The following is a 16,087-nucleotide window of genomic DNA, read 5'->3' on the forward strand; positions in this document are numbered from 1 at the left end:
CAGAGAACCACTGAGAAGTCACAGAGAACCACGGAGAGGACATCTCTGTGTAACAAAAAATATAAAGGAAAATACAGAAATTATAAAATAAATCTTCTTATACCATTCTTCAGTAAAGTAACATTGAAATTGATTAAAAGCCCGATTCTCATTGACGCAAATTTCATATAAGTTAATATTTGTGCTTCATGAACCGGATTAAATACTTCAACAGTTTTCAATTCAATAACTACACTATTTTCAACTAAAATATCAATTCTATACCCACAATCAAGCATAATTTCTTTATAAATTACCGGTACTGCCCTCTGTCTTTCTATCCTTAATCCTGCATTTATCAATTCATATGACAGACATTCCTCATATGCTGACTCCAATAAACCCGGGCCAAGAGCCTTGTGAACTTCCAGGGCACAACCAATTATTGTCTTTGTCAAGTGATTTATTTCCATAATGATTTAGTTCACAAGATTTACATATCCTATTACCTTTCAATTATATAAACCCAAGTTATGCAAAAGGGATACAGAGAAATATTACATAGCTTGGGTTAAAAAAGAGCTATAAAAAAAATGTCTTCTATTCGAAGCGCTTCAGGAAACTTTCACAGCTCTGAATTCATTGTCATCTAAGCAAATCCCGTTTATCCTGTGAAAAATATTTTCAACCGCACTATCACCCAGTTTTCTTGCAGTGAAAGTCAGCTTGCCAACCTGAACAACCTCATAAGGAGTGCCGTTCACCAAAACCGGATCCCCTCTTTTAACATCAATGAGGGCTTCATAGGAAGAGCCGCTTACGGCTAATCTTCTCCGGTAAACTGCATTGAGCCGGCGCAGAAGGTATTTTCGCCCCGCATATTCGGAACCTTCATCCCCTATTGGCTTTCGGGATGTATACCTGACCACGTAGCCCGTGAATGATTGTCTGAAAAATTTCATCGCTTATGTTTGCCTACGCTTTTTCAATAACTTACAACATAATTACATAAAAGTCATACGAATGTCAATAGTTTTTTCATTAACATATTAACTATATATTGTTAATTGTGAATGAAGGAATGTGGATATAGGGTTATAGGGCTTGCCCCGCTTGTCCCGCTTATCCCGATGAAAATCGGGGATGAAAATCGGGGATGAAAATCGGGAACGTAAGTCGTGGTTATAGGGCTTGCCCCGCTTGTCCCGATGAAAATAGGGGATGAAAATCGGGAACGTAAGTCGTGGTTATATGGTTAGGGGTTTGCAGGAATAATTCATTATCTTCGTTTATTGAATTATTTTTCTATGCGCATAGCTATACTGGCGGATCCTATTGATAATCAAAGTGCAGGCATACACCATTATACATTGGGAATGGTGAAAGGGCTGGGAACGATTAACAGCAAACACGAATATTTCGTTGTCAGGCCAATAAAAGCGCCCGCTATTGGAAGCATTCCCGAAATAATTGTTAATAACTACTCAAACATCCCGGGATACAAGGCTTTCAGGATGTTCATAGCTCTACCGTATCTTCTTTCCCGCTGGAAAATGGATGTGGTGGTGGAACCTGCGCACTTTGGTCCTTTCAATCTTCCGGAGCAAATTCGCAGGGTGACGGTTATCCATGATCTTACCCCTTTGTTGTTTCCTCAGTATCATCGCTGGCACAGCCAAACGCTGCAAAGGATATTTTTAAAGAGCATTCTTCGGAAAGCAAAACTGGTTATTGCCAACTCAGCCTATACCATGGCCGACATACAACAGCGATTTCCTTTCACTCAGGATAAAACCAACTTTATCTATCCGGGTACCCACCCTGCCTATATGCCTGTCCGCAATCCGGAAATCCCGTTAAAGTATGGAATACATGCCCCCTATTTCATCAGCGTCGGAACCATAGAACCCAGGAAAAACCTTGATATGTTGCTGGATGCCTTTGCCATGCTGTGTGAATCATCACCCGGGACAACACTACCGTATTGGCTTATCTGCGGACAAAAAGGCTGGAAGTCTGAGAGCTTTTTCCGGAAATTACAATCGCATCCAAACCGGCAGCAGATCAAGCTGACGGGTTATGTAGCCCAGGAAGACCTGCCGGCGCTTTATACACACGCAACGGCACTTTTGATGCCTTCCCTTTATGAGGGATTTGGAATGCCATTAACGGAAGCCATGGCATGCGGAACCCCATGCATTGTATCCGCTTCGTCTTGTCTACCTGAAACGGGAGGAGACGCAGCTTTGGTATGCGATCCTCATCAAGCAAACCAATGGGCGGAGACCATGGAATACCTCCTGGAAAATCCCCAAAAAAGATTGGAATTATCGGATAAAGCCCTTGAACGGGCCGGATTGTTTTCCTGGGAAATATATGCCCGGACTTTTGACCGGGAAATGGACAAACTTGCCTAAATTTACCACGATGAAGATCCTGTTTGTCCTGGAACTGTTTTATCCCAACATTGGAGGCATAGAAAAACTATTTGCAAGCCTGGGCGAATCTCTTGTGCAGCAAGGCAATGAGGTAAAGGTCATCACAACAAGGTTTCAAAAAGGGCTTCCCCTGAAAGAAACATACCGGGGAATGGAAGTCCGCAGGTTACCGATCCACAACCGTTTCCTGTTTACCTTTTTCGGATTCTTTTTCCTGCACCGTGATGCCGGGAGATCAGATATTATTCATACAACATCGTACAATGCCGCCTTTCCGGCCAGGATGGCAGCTTTGCTGCACCGCAAACCCTGTGTGATCACTTTTCATGAAGTATGGGGTAAATTATGGTTCAGGCTGCCTTATTTAAGTTTGCCAGGAAGAATACTTTACTCTCTTTATGAGCAGTTCATCCTGAGATTACGGTTTCATCGGTTTGTCGGTGTTTCGCAATTCACTTCCCGAAGGTTGCAGGAAAACGGGGTTTCGCAGGAAAGGATCACTACCATTTACAACGGGCTGGATTACAACAAAAATATTACCGCACGGCCCAATCCGGGTGAGGTATTCATATTCACTTTTTTCGGCAGGCCGGGCAGTTCGAAGGGCCTTGACATCCTGCTTCCGGCAGCCGAAGATTTCCTGAAGAAAGAGAACAGAAAGCTCAGGTTGATACTTTCCAAAAGCCCTGCTGCCATCTACCGCAAAGTAATCCGTTATATCAATAATGCAGGAATAGCCGGAAAGGTTGAATTGATGCATCATCTGAGTGACAATGACCTGGAACGTGCACTATTGGAATCTCATTGCATAGTGATCCCCTCCTACTCTGAAGGATTTTGTTTCGCGGCTGCAGAAGCCTCCGCGTTGGGTATTCCGTTGATCACATCAGGTAAGGGCGCCCTGCCGGAAGTAGTATCAGGCAGGCATATCACCCTGGAAAACATGTCGCCCAGTGCATTGGGAAAGGCTTTAGAACAAGCCGAAGAAGGGAAATGGATGGAAACTCCCCTGAAAAAATTTGAACTGCAGGATACGGTAAATTCTTACAAAAAGCTTTACGATTCCTTGTTATCCTGATCACCGGCCACACTTTCTTCCTGTTTTTTCACTTTCTTTTTCTTTCTGAGTTTTTTGATCTCCAGACGCAGCAATGCTATTTCCTGGGCCAGTACCTTATTTTTATCGCTAAGACGTGAAATGATAATGGAAAATTCAATCAGAATGAGGAAGACAGCCATAAGAAGGATAATAAAAAGGGCAGCCGGAGGATAGGCCACACCGATGAATTCGGCAATATAATCGAGTCCGCGGCGCCAGAAGGAAAATATAATAAACACAACAGCAAAGAATATCCATAAAAGCGAGTATTCTTCCTTGATGCGTTTCTTTTTTATCAGGTACAGGATCAGCAGGAAAAAGAACAGGCTGGTAGCGATCGCGATCAACTGTACATTGGATGTATCAATCTCTTTCATAACCATCTAATTCTTCGTTGATAATTCTGGTCCTGACGGAAGCCATGATCATGGAAAGCATGACCTTGATCATATAATAGGGTCCCCTGGCGAGGGTAATGGAAGAAACGCCACCCTGCCTTCTCAGCATCTGTGTAAATACCTCCTTCATACGGAACCCGTTTCTTCCGAGTAATATCACAACTTCAGGTTCCGGGAAATCCGTCGGGTAATGATCTGCCAGGAAAGTAAAGGCTTTCCTGTTATACGCGCGAAAGCCGCTGGTGTGATCGGTGATTTTCTGGCGGATAAGGACAAACGACAACCATTCGAAGATTTTGATCCCAATCCGGCGCAAGGTTTGGGTTTTATAGCCATTATGTCGAACATTGAAGCGCGAACCGATAACTACATCCGCCTCATCATCCCGGATCGGTTTGATGAGCTTACGAATCTCTTCAACACGATGCTGTCCGTCGCCATCGAACTGCAGGGCAATATCATATTTATGGTTTCTGGCATAGCGAAAGCCGGTCTGTACACACCCCCCAATGCCAAGGTTGTAAGGAAGGTCAATCACAATGGCCTTTCCTGTTGATTCAGCCAGTTCTCCCGATCCATCGGAAGATGCATCATTCACAACCAGGATATCCCAATGCGGGTATATCTCAGCCAGTTCATAAATCAACCGCATGATGCTCGCCGATTCATTGTAAACCGGGATGATGATAAGCCCCTTATGTTTTTTCTCACTCAATGAATTCAGGGATATACTTGTAAATACGGAGTGTAAATTTCAGGCCACGGTTTATTTGTTTTCATTTTCATCTCCTTCAAAGTCAAGCCCTTCCCCATCCACATTTCTGATCTTGAAATATTGTATGGTATCTTCTCCCCTTTCAAGCCTTTCCTCAATATTACGGATATAGTTTTGGTCGACTTCAAGGCCAATGCGTTGAGCCTGCTTTATATCCTCAAGTGCTTCCCTGAACTGGCGCATCATGAAATACGATTTACTGCGGTTGATCAGGAGTTTTACATTAGCAGGATTCAGTTCCATGGCTTTGTTAAAATCATCCAGCGCTTCAGGGTAATTATGGGTGATTTCGTAGATAACCCCACGGTTTTTATGCGCTTCCGGGAACTGTGGATTCAGTTGAATGGTACGGGTAAGGTCCTGTAAAGCCAGATCATATTTTTTCAGATGACCATAGCTCACCCCCCTGAAAAAGAAAGCAACATCAAGCTTTTTGCGCTTTTCCAGAACTTTATCGAGGTCTTTAACAGCATAATCATAACCACCGAGATCAAATAATGCAATACCACGGTTGAGATATGCCATATCGTAGGTACTGTCGATACGAATCGCTTTATTATATTGAATCAGAGCGCTCTTATAATCCTTTTCGCCAATGTAGGCTACACCCAGGTTAACCAATCCGCGCGGGTTGTCGGGATTTTTGGAAAGGCTGTCTTCCCAAATCATCCTGGGAGATTGGTATAGTTTGTTACGGTTGTATGCAAGCAGTCCCAGGATTAAAAGGATCGCAACAAAGGCAATGTTGAAATAGGTTGAAGAATACTTACCAATCAGTCGATAGAGCCCATCCGTCACAATCAAGGCAAACCCGAACAGAGGAAGGTAAAGCCTGTGCTCCATGATCACATCGCGTATAGGGATGATGCTGGATTCCACGCTTAAAGCAAGCAGGAACCAAACAATCCCGAAAGAAATGATCCTGAATTTTTTAAAAAGAAGACATGCGGCCACGATCAGTCCGGCAACCACCAACATCCCAGCTATTTCCATCAACCCTATTGCTGATGAAACCGTAATATTATGGTCAATATTCTGCCAGGCAGGAACGAAGAGTAACTGAATGTATTTCAGCATGACCTTAAACTGTGTCAGCAGGTAGTCAGGTCTTGAGATATCGGTTGTCTCCATGGGGATCAGTCCCAGGGTCATAACTGTAATAAAAGTAGCCGCAAAAACGATAAATGCGGAGATAAGAAGCTTCCTGGCCGGCTTGCCTTCGTTGTTCCTGATAAAATATAGCTCGGCAAACATAAAGGCGAGCGGGAAAGTAATGGCATTTTGTTTAGACAGTATAGCCAGTATTCCCGAAAACACTGCCAGAACAATATAAAACACTGCCCTTCCATAGGATCCCTTGCCATGGAAATAAAGCAACCTGCCTTGCATATATAAATATACAGCTAGCAGATAAAAAAGTGCGGCAAGTGAAGTCATCCGCTGCACTACATAGGTCACTCCCATTGTCTGAAGCGGGTGCAGTAAAAAGATCAGAGCCACAAACAAGGCATTACGCCGGATAACATCTGCATTCCAATCCGGTTTTTCATTCACACGGGTGAACAGGGTGCGGGCCAACAGGAAAACCACAAAGGAAGCCAGGATGTGTATAATGAGATTCACCAGGTGATATCCCCAGGGTTGGTAATAATGAATACTGTAATTAACAGCAAAAGTGAGAAACGACAATGGGCGATTGTTGATATCAAGCCAAAATGACGATGATTGATAATCATCAAAGAAAACCACGGTTTTGTTGTGCATGATGGTATCGAGATCATCAAAAACAAATACCCCTTTAAAGCTGTTTGAATAAAATGCCAGCCCTGCAACAACGATCAGAACAAGAGCCAGCCAGGTAAACTGCTTTCCTGAAAGAAAGCTTTTGGTTTGTACAGTTCCTTTTTTCCCCATAATTTAGAAATTGGCCTCAAATATACAAAAAATGCAGTGCTGCCCTGACCCAATTTGTCTATATTTACACCCCGAAACATGAGGATATGGCGATCAGTCCGGGTAAGAGACTTTTAGAAATGATTCCTTCCAATAATCAGTATGAAAGGATTTGGCTTTTGGCTAAAACCGATTTCAAACTGAAATATTACGATACTTTTTTGGGCTTTATATGGACCATACTCAATCCCCTGTTCCGACTGGCAATTTTCTATTACATCTTTACCTATATTTTCGATAAGCAAATCCCTAACTATGCTTTGCATATCTTTTCCGGATTGATTTTGTGGATGTTTTTCCAGGAATCAACCAAGAAGGGATTGAGTCTCCTGAAAACCAAAAGGTATTTATACGAAAATATAGAATTCAGCAAGCTTGATCTCTATACATCCTCGGTATTGAGCAGCCTGATGATACTGATCATCAACATTCTGGTCTATTTCGTGGTATCCATGTTTTTTCACATTCCGGTTAACGGGAACCTTTTGTTTGTCCCTCTGCAGATTATCACCTTGTGTATCCTGGTTTATGGGATAATTCTTATCCTTTCCATCATCAATATTTACATGAAAGACATAAACCAGATATGGGACATGATCTTGCTTGCCTGGTTCTGGATCAATCCTATTTTTTACGCCAAGACGGTGATTTTTGATACCTTCCCCATCCTGAAATACATCAATCCCCTGGCCGGGATCATCATCAATACAAGGGAAGGAATATTGTACGGTAATCCGCCGGATTGGGGACTATTTGTTTATGATCTCGGGTATTCCCTGGTTGTATTGGCCATAGGACTTATCCTATTCAGGTTGTATTTTCATAAAGCTGCGGAGAAACTATGACGAACGGAAGCGACATAGCCATCAGGCTGGAGAATGTCTCTAAGACCTTTTACATCCGGGATAAAAAGCCGGGATCCGTAATGACTCAGGTCGGGCGATTTTTTACCGGCGACAACCTTCGCAAAATAGAAGCGGTTAAAAACGTAAGTATCGAAATAAAAAAGGGGGATTTCATTGGAATTGTGGGTGCTAATGGGAGTGGCAAATCCACTTTGTTACAGCTAATGTCGGGAGTGTTTAAACCTGACAAGGGAGGGTATGCAAGCATAAACGGGAAATTCATCCGTCTTACCCTCGGTTTGGGTTTCAACCAGGAAATGACGGCAAGGGAAAACGTATACCTCAACGCATCCATCATGGGTTTGACGCTCAAAGAGATAGGAAAGGAATTCAACAGGATCATCCGCTTTGCTGAACTGGAAAAGTTCGTAGATACCAAGATCAAATATTTCTCCCGGGGTATGCGGGCGAGGCTGGCTTTTGCCGTAGCCATTTACACCAATGCGGAGATCATTCTTCTCGATGAATTTTTTGGCGGTGTGGGCGACGAGAAATTCAGGGAAAAATCCGACCGTATCTTCCACGAGCGCATCCTGGCAAACCGTACAATCGTGTTGGTTAGCCACAACCTGCTTCCCATCAAAGATCATGCGAACAAGGTATTGCTTATGCACGAGGGACAATGTGTTGCCACAGGAACCCCGGAAGAGGTCTTCCTGCATTACAAAACCGTCCTGAAAGTAGATCAGCTAAAAATCGAAGGCAAAGAGTGAGGATAAATGGATAACTACACAAAACCAGAGGTGGTGCTGGCTTCTTTCCCGAGATCGGGTAATACATACCTGCGTAATGTATTGCTCGATGTGTACGATATTTTTTCCTGGAACAATATTGAAAAATTCAACCAGGCCCAGGAAAAAGCGGAGGTATTAGAGGAAAGGCATAAACAAAGAAACCAGGAGGGTACTCCTCCGGAGCGGCTTAAGGAACTCAGGCATGAACTCCTTTTTCCGGTTGTTAAAACTCATGAGATACCGGGTAACATTTTACCTCTTTGCAGCCCGGATGCACGTATCATTTACCTGATGAGGGACGGCAGGGATGCTCTTGTATCCATCGCCCATCACAGGAAAGACATTATCGCACCTGGGAGTGATTTCCTGATAAATCTCGAACAGGCCATACTCGCCAGGGAAGGAAGCCATTTCGGTGGATGGTCGGCCAACGTTATGGAATGGATACCCTTAGCCCATGCCGTGATCCACTTCGAAGACCTGGTCGAAAAGCCTTTAGAAACCATGGAAAAACTACGTGGCATCCTGGATCTTCCCCTTCCCGACCGGAAAAATATTCCCACATTCGAATCCCAAAGAGAAGGCAAGTCATACTTTGGAGGCCGGGCCCGCAAGCAGATAAGCGACGAGGAAAAACAGGAATTCAACCAGTTGTTTTTCAGGAAGGGAAAGATCGGAGGCTGGAAGGAAGAAATGCCTGAACAGATGCATGAATTGTTCTGGAAACTGCACGGTAAGGTTTCGGAAGAAATGGGTTATCTTTACGATGGCAGCTTCGACCGTTCCAATTGGTAAACCATGATTGAACTGATTTCCATTCATATAGCCAAAACCGGCGGGAGATCTTTTTATGAAATCCTGAAGAACGAATACGGCGACAAGCTGGATCCCAGAACCCGGCGCATAGAATATTTTCCAGGAAGGGATTTCAGCAAAAACCTGCTTGAATCGATACCACCGCATGTCACAGTGATCCACGGTCATCTGTTTTATGAACATGTCAGGGAAATACATCGCCGGTATGATGCCAGGATTGTAACCTGGCTTCGGGATCCTGTAGAAAGGGTCATATCCAACTATTTCTTTCTGATGAGGGCCATACGCGAAGCACCGGAGACACACCCTCAGCGCCGCAAGGCTGCTTACACCCTGATGGAATATGCTCACGACAGCATACCCGACAAGATGTCGAAATACCTGAGAGGTATCCATCTGCAGGAATTATTTTTCATTGGGTTCCAGGAAAACTATGAGCAAGACCTTGAGCAGCTGACAGAACTCCTTTCCTGGAAAAAGCCGCTGATAAAACCCCGCATCAATACAGGACCTGAAGGGACAGAAGAGGAAGACTACCCTACCCGGCGCAAAGATATCACCGGGGAGATGCGCGAACAAATACGTGAAATGAATGCCGGTGATGTTCAGTTATACGAACTGGCCAAAAGTATCCGGAAGGAAAGATACCGTGATTAAGATCATATCCATTCACATACCCAAGACAGCGGGCCGCTCATTCTACCAGGCCCTGAAATGGGCTTACGGCGACCTGGCGGATATACCCAGGAACCGAGACAAACACGTGAAGGATGGCCGTTTCGACACCTCTCTCCTTGCCCCGGGAACAGAGGTCTTGCACGGACATTTCATGTACCGGGAAATACAGCATATCCATGAAGAGTATGATTCAAAAGTTATCGTATGGCTAAGGGATCCGGTTGCAAGAGTGATCTCTAACTATTTTTACAATATTCGCATGAACCAGAACAAGCCCTGGAAAAGCAGGTCGGATATACGCACAAGGCTTACGCTCATGGATTTTGCACGCAAACCAGGGCAAATGAATATCATGAGCCGAATCCTGGAAGGAGTTGAGGTTGAAAACCTTTTCTTCACAGGATTGGTGGAGCATTACACAGATCACCTGGAGATCCTTGCCCAAAAACTAGGATGGCCGGAGACCGCACCACAGTATCATATCAACCCCGGAACAGACAATTACGCTAACCCTGATTCACCAACACAATTTACTGAGATTACCAATGAAATGAAAGAAGAAATACGGGAGATAAACCTGAAAGATTGCAAGTTATACGAAAAATGCAGAAATTTGACCGGTAATTCCTAAGTTATGACATTCTTCAGGAAAGATCTTAAAATCAGGAATAAGCTGGAGCTCATCTCCATCCACATCCCTAAAACGGCAGGCACCTCTTTCCGGAATTTCCTGAAGCATGTTTATGGGGAACAAAATGCCGTCAGGTTGGATATCAATATTACCACAAAAAAAATAGACATTGAAAACCAAGCCTTTGAGGAAAAGAAGCTTCCGGGGAACATCAGGGTGATCCACGGGCATTTTTATTACCGCGACCTGGTGGAACAGATACGGATAGAGGAAGGCACCCCTATGGTAACCTGGCTTCGTGAGCCGGCCGAAAGGGTCATTTCCAACTATTTCTATCTGGCAAAACGGCTGAAGGAGGAACTGCAGGAAGAATCAAAAGGGCTGAACATCCTCTCGAAGATGCAGAAATCGCTGATTGAATATGCCCGCAATGAGATAAGCCGCAACCGCATGTCGAAATTCCTTGAAGGCGCCAACCTCGAAAAATTCTTTTTCACAGGAATTTACGAGCATTATAATGAAGACATGCAGGACTTTGCCCAACTCCTTGGTATTAAGGATTTCGAGATTTTCCAGCATAACATTACAGGCCGTAAAGAGGAGGTAGACACCGGCATCCTGGAAGAAATTCGTTCCCTTAATGCCGATGATTATGAGTTATACAATTTTGCGCTTGAGATAAGGAAAAAGCGAAGAAAGGAGGCCGGGGCACCATGATCTGGATAGCATCATTCCCAAGGTCGGGGAACACATTTCTGCGTAACATACTTTTTGAGGTTTACGGGATGGAGTCAAGCACCTATCATCAGGATCCCGGCTATCCCCTCGATGAGGGTTACGACCGTTATCCCTTTGTGAAGACCCATCTTCTGCCGGGGCAGCTTATTCCTTCTTCAACGGATATACCTGCCATTTATCTTGTCAGGGACGGGCGGGATGCATTATGTTCCATGGCACATCACCGGAAAGACATCATTGCACCCGGTTCGGATTACTATGAAAACCTGAAAGCAGCCATCATTGCTGAAAAAGGGAGTTTTTTCGGCGGATGGTCGCGGAATGTACTGGAATGGACATCACGTTCTGCCATGATCATCCGTTTTGAAGATCTCATCAGCGATCCTATCGGCTGCACGGAAAGGTTGCGGGCCATCATGGAACTCCCCCAACCCAGGAAAGATAGGCTCCCCGGTTTCCTGGACCTGAAACATGGCACACCTGAGTATGGAAGCGGGAAAAACCGCGGAATCAGCCAGGAAGAAATGCAGGAACTGTCGCAAAAGAACTTCAGGAAAGGCAAGGCAGGAGGCTGGAAAGAAGAGATGCCCATGGAGCTCCACGACCTGTTCTGGAGTTATCACGGAGACACCATGGACATGCTTGGCTACGGTTATGACGGGAAATCAAAGGCCCTTAATCCCGATTTTGACCGTGAAGTGATGATAAAACTTGGCCAGGAAGTTCCCAGGGCAGAAAAAAAGTATCATATTCTGATGGAAGCAGGCAAGCTTTTGTCACCCGATAATGACGGGGTTAAGAGATACCAGGCTGCTTTGCTCAGGGCCATGCTGCCCCTGGCACAAGACACTGAAAACCGCTGGCAGATAGATCTTTGGTCAGAAGGGACAATCCGTCCCCTGAAGGATTTCAGCGACCTGATACGGAATGACTTCAACAAAAAAGACACCGGAGCGGCAGGTGGAGTAAAACCATTGAAAAAAAGTCTTTTCCAGCGTTTTGAAGAGATGCTGGTTTCCCTGGTACCCGGTAAATTCGTAGAGTATCTCCAGCGCAGGAACATACGGTTTTTTCACCGGGCATACGAATTCCTGAAAAAAATGATATTTGCCATAACCGGAGTGCTGATCCTGCCTTTCCGCTATGGGTTTAAGCTCCTGTATAATATAAAAGCCTTTTTCCAGGAAAGAGCGGACAGCAAAGGATACTCAGGCTATCACCTTATCCATCTGCCCCTGATGCAGCATTACCGTCCTTTCAGGAAAGCCCTGCCACCCATTTTGGTGACCATGCACGATCTTACCCACCGTTTCTTCCCCGACTATCACACCCCTGTGAATATTTCCAATGCCGAAAAAGGCTTGCGTTTCGCGGAAAAGAAAGACGCATGGCTTATTGCCGTTTCTGCCTCGACCAAAAGCGATTTACTGAATCACTGCCGGTTTCCTGAAGAAAAGATAAGGATCATTCATGAGGCTGCCGACAGGGAAAAATTCAATTACCGTATCAACACGGAAGACACGGCCCGGGTGCGGGAAAAATATGGCATACCTGTCCACCGCCCATATTTTCTTTGTCTGTCGACCATAGAACCAAGGAAAAACCTGGAAAACATCATCCGGGCATTCACCCTATTGATGGAAAAAGAGCCCAATGCCGACGTTTCACTGGTAATAGCAGGAAAGAAAGGCTGGGCAAGCGACCGGATGTTCCTGCACAATAAACTTTTAAGCGAGAGAATACTATTTACGGGCTTTATCGATGATGAGGACCTTCCTTCGCTATATTCGGATGCCCTGGCGTTGTGTTATGTGTCGTATTATGAAGGATTCGGTTTACCTTTGCTGGAAGCGATGACCTGCATGACACCGGTCATCTATGGCAATAACAGTTCCATGCCGGAAGTAGCCGGGGATGGCGGGTTAGCGGCCGATCCCGGGGATGCGGCCGGTATCATGGAACAAATGCATAGTTTGCTGTATAACAAAGAACTGCGTGATAAACTGAAAATAAACGCTTTACGGCGCTCCAGCCTGTTTTCCTGGAGAAAAGCCGCAAAAGAAACGCTCTCCTGGTATGAAAAGATCATTGAAGTTACAGAGAAACAAGCCTGAGCGTCTGCCTTTCCTGGAGGAAGACCAGACGGTTCACGGCCGGTTTTCTCGCATGGCCGCCGCATTTCCGGATAAGGAAGCATTACGCTGCGGAGGTTCTTCGCTGACCTACGCGGAGTTGGATGAAAGATCGGACCATCTGGCGGTGACCATCCTGAAAAACCTGCCAACCGGTGTACACAGGGTGGGGATGTTCCTGCAGCCGGGTTTTCATCAGATCACGGCCATCCTGGGGATACTCAAGGCAGGAATGTGTTATGTACCCCTGGATATTTATTTCCCCTCCGAGAGAAATGAGTTTATGTTCCACGACAGCGGTTGCAGCCTCTTGCTTACCGATCATTACAACCTTGCCCAGGCCCGGTTGCTTGCCGGCGATAAGCCCATCCTGGATATGGATAATGGCGATAAGGAAGAAAAAGGGAAAGTCGACGGCGAAAATCACTCAGAACAGGATTACTGTCAGATCATATACACATCAGGATCGACAGGCCAACCCAAAGGCGTGGTTCACAACCACCGCAGCATAGTACATTTCATCGACAGGTTTTCGGAAGATATTGAAGTGACACCTGCCGACCGCTTTGCCTTTTACTATTCCATTTCCTTCTCGGCTCATACGATGCCAGTGCTGACAGCCCTATTGAATGGCTGCACCTTGTCGCTTTTCGATCTGAAGCGGGAGAACTTCAATGTTTTTGCCTCCTGGCTTGACGCGGAAGACATCACCATCACCCTGATGATCCCTTCCATCCTGCGTCAGTTCCTGGCTACACTGAAAAAAGACCAGGTATTCAAAAAGATCAGGATACTTCTGGTTGGAGGTGAGACACTATACCGCAGCGATGTGGAAAAAGCACGCCGGCACCTCAGAAAGCAGGCTATGATCCTTAATTTATATGCAAGCACGGAGGCCTACTATGCCAGGGGATATAAGATCTACGGACAAACGGTAATAAAAAGTAACATCGTTCCCATTGGTTATGCTGTAAGGGGTGTTGAAATGCTCATCCAGGATGAAGAGGGAGTGAGGAAGGACCCGAACAAAACCGGTGAGATAGCCATTAAAAGTCCATACATTGCCCTGGGTTACTGGAACCAGCCGGAGCAGACAGCCACCGACTTCCATGCTTGTCCGGGCGAGCCCGGACAGATTATTTTCAGGACCAGGGATATGGCTTACAAGCAAAGCGACGGGTGCATCGTGCATGTCGGAAGGAGTGATTCCATGATCAAGTTACGTGGCTACAGGATAGACCTGGGAGAGATAGAAAACGTATTACTCCAGGACAAGCTGGTAAAGGAAGCTGCAGTGGTAGTCAAAGAGAATCCCTTTGGGACCAAACACCTTGTAGCCTATGTTGTTCCGGCAGGGAAAAAGTCTCCGGATTATAATTACCTGAAACTGGCCGTGATCCGTATGCTTCCGCAATACATGGTTCCCTCCTACTTTGTTGAGATGGAATCGCTCCCAAAAAACGATATCGGGAAAACCCAACGTCGTGACCTTCCTGACCCCGAATGGGAAAAGGCCAGGGTCGGAGGGGAAATGGTTGCTCCGCGGACTGCCCTGGAAGAAGAACTCAGGGAGATCTTCGAAAGGATACTGGAAGTCCAACCCATAAGCATCAATGCCAACATCATGGATATGGGGGCTGATTCGCTGAGGCTTTTTGTTGCTTTCGACGAGATCGAGAAGCGATTCGGCACACGCCTTAACATCGACAGAATATTAGAAAACCCGACCATAGAATTTATTGCCAACACTGTAGAAAAACTAAAATAAACCCTGATGACACTGATCACCGGCAAGAATGTCCATCGCGCCGTAAAATTCATGAACTCAAAAAATGGAGGCAGGCTGGTTCCATACAAAACCGGATGCCGTTGGATCCACAAGTTTTGTTCATCTGAGTTCGCGCTGGAGCATCATTTCAGAAACAGGATCCAGCTCCTGAAAGAATTTGTGGCCAACATGCCGGGATCACCGTCCATGGATAAAATATTTCCCGATGTACTTATAACCAATTTTCTACGGCCGTGGAAATCGATGGCATTGGCCAGAATGAGCGTTTCTTCGCTAAAGAAGGTTTTGCATACCGAAGGACTGGAAATTTTTGAACAGGCCGTGCAAAAAGGTAAAGGTGTGATCCTGGTAAACAGTCATTATGGTTTTGTAGAAAGCGCACTGTCGGTGTTTCCCAATCTTGGTTACAAGAATTTTTACACCATTATCAGGGGTAAGGGAAGTACATCCATGAAAATCTCGGGATTAGGCCGTAAGAGGCAACCCAACATCATAGTTTTCAAAGACCATAGCAACGCGGAGTTGTTCAGGATCATGTTCAAAGCCCGGGAGGTATTGAACCAGGGAGGGATTTTCCACATCCTGGGTGACGGATATCATGGAAAAAGCAGCATCACGGTAAATTTCCTGGGCAGGGTCAGAGGATTCCGCGGCAGTTTTGCCGAACTGGGACTCAGCACAGAAGCCAGCATACTACCCATCTTCATAACCACGGATAATCAGGGGAATCTGTTTTACCACATTGAAAACGAGCTGGATAAAGGTGATGATTCCTTACCACACCCCGAAAGGGTCGAATACATTGTGAAACAATATACCTCCCGGCTTGAACACTGGTGGAAAAAAGAACCCCAGCATATCCACTGGGGTTTTATGGAGAAATATCTGCGGTCGGTGAGGGAAGAAGGGTGAAAAAGGCGACAGGTTACAAGCTGCAGGTTACAGGCTGCAGGTAACAAGCTGCAGGTTACAGGCTGCAGGTTACAGGCTGCAGCTCTCTGTTTAACCTTTCCTGACCCAAA

16 protein-coding genes are annotated in these 16,087 nt (G+C 45.4%); 11 read left to right on the top strand and 5 right to left on the bottom strand.

The window, feature by feature from the left end; translation table 11 throughout:
* Positions 1–80: 80 nt before the first annotated feature.
* Both KKA81_02300 and KKA81_02305 read right to left on the bottom strand, forming a co-directional pair.
* Positions 81–452, bottom strand: coding sequence for a GxxExxY protein (locus KKA81_02300; GenBank protein MBU2649742.1), 372 nt, complete (start codon positions 450–452; stop codon positions 81–83).
* Positions 453–593: 141 nt separating this feature from the next.
* Positions 594–941 (bottom strand): hypothetical protein, encoded by a 348-nt coding sequence (locus tag KKA81_02305; protein ID MBU2649743.1) that lies wholly within the window; start codon positions 939–941, stop codon positions 594–596.
* Positions 942–1,286: 345 nt separating this feature from the next.
* Between KKA81_02305 and KKA81_02310 the strand changes: the two genes are divergently transcribed.
* Complete coding sequence (locus KKA81_02310) at positions 1,287–2,396, top strand: glycosyltransferase family 4 protein (protein MBU2649744.1); 1,110 nt, start codon at positions 1,287–1,289, stop codon at positions 2,394–2,396.
* A gap of 10 nt (positions 2,397–2,406) precedes the next feature.
* Positions 2,407–3,495 carry a glycosyltransferase family 4 protein gene (locus KKA81_02315; protein ID MBU2649745.1) on the top strand — a complete coding sequence of 363 codons (1,089 nt, stop codon included), beginning with the start codon at positions 2,407–2,409 and terminating at the stop codon, positions 3,493–3,495.
* Here KKA81_02315 and KKA81_02320 read toward each other — a convergent pair.
* The 3 genes from KKA81_02320 to KKA81_02330 all read right to left on the bottom strand — a co-directional run bounded on the left by KKA81_02320 (position 3,474) and on the right by KKA81_02330 (position 6,603).
* Positions 3,474–3,893 carry a DUF2304 domain-containing protein gene (locus KKA81_02320; GenBank protein MBU2649746.1) on the bottom strand — a complete coding sequence of 140 codons (420 nt, stop codon included), beginning with the start codon at positions 3,891–3,893 and terminating at the stop codon, positions 3,474–3,476. The genes KKA81_02315 and KKA81_02320 overlap by 22 nt on opposite strands.
* Positions 3,880–4,566 (bottom strand): glycosyltransferase family 2 protein, encoded by a 687-nt coding sequence (locus KKA81_02325; GenBank protein MBU2649747.1) that lies wholly within the window; start codon positions 4,564–4,566, stop codon positions 3,880–3,882. Before KKA81_02325 ends, KKA81_02320 begins: the two co-directional genes overlap by 14 nt.
* A gap of 114 nt (positions 4,567–4,680) precedes the next feature.
* Positions 4,681–6,603 carry a tetratricopeptide repeat protein gene (locus tag KKA81_02330; GenBank protein ID MBU2649748.1) on the bottom strand — a complete coding sequence of 641 codons (1,923 nt, stop codon included), beginning with the start codon at positions 6,601–6,603 and terminating at the stop codon, positions 4,681–4,683.
* Between the two features lie 86 nt (positions 6,604–6,689).
* Here KKA81_02330 and KKA81_02335 point away from each other — a divergent pair, with 86 nt between their 5' ends.
* From KKA81_02335 to KKA81_02375, 9 genes are read left to right on the top strand one after another with little or no spacing between them, the layout of a single operon-like run.
* On the top strand, positions 6,690–7,487 hold the full coding sequence (locus tag KKA81_02335; protein MBU2649749.1) for an ABC transporter permease: 798 nt from the start codon (positions 6,690–6,692) through the stop codon (positions 7,485–7,487).
* A complete protein-coding gene (locus KKA81_02340) occupies positions 7,484–8,260 on the top strand; it encodes an ATP-binding cassette domain-containing protein (GenBank protein ID MBU2649750.1) in 777 nt (258 codons plus the stop codon). The genes KKA81_02335 and KKA81_02340 overlap by 4 nt, the downstream gene beginning before the upstream one ends.
* A gap of 6 nt (positions 8,261–8,266) precedes the next feature.
* The gene (locus tag KKA81_02345; GenBank protein MBU2649751.1) at positions 8,267–9,076 is read left to right on the top strand and encodes a sulfotransferase domain-containing protein; all 810 of its coding nucleotides are present in this window, start codon (positions 8,267–8,269) and stop codon (positions 9,074–9,076) included.
* A gap of 3 nt (positions 9,077–9,079) precedes the next feature.
* Positions 9,080–9,754, top strand: coding sequence for a sulfotransferase family 2 domain-containing protein (locus KKA81_02350; GenBank protein ID MBU2649752.1), 675 nt, complete (start codon positions 9,080–9,082; stop codon positions 9,752–9,754).
* Positions 9,690–10,406, top strand: coding sequence for a sulfotransferase family protein (locus tag KKA81_02355; GenBank protein ID MBU2649753.1), 717 nt, complete (start codon positions 9,690–9,692; stop codon positions 10,404–10,406). The genes KKA81_02350 and KKA81_02355 overlap by 65 nt, the downstream gene beginning before the upstream one ends.
* Positions 10,407–10,409: 3 nt before the next feature.
* Positions 10,410–11,123, top strand: a complete 714-nt coding sequence (locus KKA81_02360; protein ID MBU2649754.1) for a sulfotransferase family protein — start codon at positions 10,410–10,412, stop codon at positions 11,121–11,123.
* Positions 11,120–13,258 (top strand): glycosyltransferase, encoded by a 2,139-nt coding sequence (locus tag KKA81_02365; GenBank protein ID MBU2649755.1) that lies wholly within the window; start codon positions 11,120–11,122, stop codon positions 13,256–13,258. The genes KKA81_02360 and KKA81_02365 overlap by 4 nt, the downstream gene beginning before the upstream one ends.
* Positions 13,221–15,044 carry a non-ribosomal peptide synthetase gene (locus tag KKA81_02370; protein MBU2649756.1) on the top strand — a complete coding sequence of 608 codons (1,824 nt, stop codon included), beginning with the start codon at positions 13,221–13,223 and terminating at the stop codon, positions 15,042–15,044. Before KKA81_02365 ends, KKA81_02370 begins: the two co-directional genes overlap by 38 nt.
* Before the next feature lie 6 nt (positions 15,045–15,050).
* Positions 15,051–15,977 carry a hypothetical protein gene (locus tag KKA81_02375; protein ID MBU2649757.1) on the top strand — a complete coding sequence of 309 codons (927 nt, stop codon included), beginning with the start codon at positions 15,051–15,053 and terminating at the stop codon, positions 15,975–15,977.
* The last annotated feature ends 110 nt before the right edge of the window (positions 15,978–16,087 follow it).

The organism is Bacteroidota bacterium, assembly GCA_018831055.1.
Lineage (GTDB): Bacteria > Bacteroidota > Bacteroidia > Bacteroidales > B18-G4 > M55B132.